The sequence below is a fragment of the Pseudomonas sp. E45-MNA-CIBAN-0222 genome (genome assembly GCF_040310405.1).
In the GTDB taxonomy this organism is placed as follows: Bacteria; Pseudomonadota; Gammaproteobacteria; order Pseudomonadales; family Pseudomonadaceae; genus Stutzerimonas; species Stutzerimonas stutzeri_AC.
The window spans coordinates 1-260 of sequence record NZ_JBEOPU010000151.1 but is presented as its reverse complement, the minus strand read 5'-3'; the positions used below and the strand labels follow the sequence as shown (position 1 = coordinate 260).

Annotated in this window: 1 pseudogene; it reads left to right on the top strand. The window is 46.5% G+C overall.

From position 1 onward, the window contains the following. Window positions 1-260 (top strand): annotated as a pseudogene (locus tag AAEZ08_RS23125) (hypothetical protein); the annotation flags it as partial.

Below are 260 nucleotides of genomic sequence, written 5' to 3'. Positions count from 1 at the left end.
ATTTACGCGTGAATGAACTGAAATGTAATCGCGAATCCCTTATTGAAAGACTTAAAAAAGAAGGCGTAACTGCCGTAGTGGTAAGTGATGTTGCTTCTGCTATTGAGGTTACATCAGACTCAGCACTATTTCGAACCGATGCATTTAAAGACGGCTGGTTTGAACAGCAAGATGCGGGTTCACAATTGGTTGCTGACGCTGTGGGTGCCAAACCAGGAATGCGGGTTGTCGATGCTTGTGCGGGTGCGGGTGGTAAAACC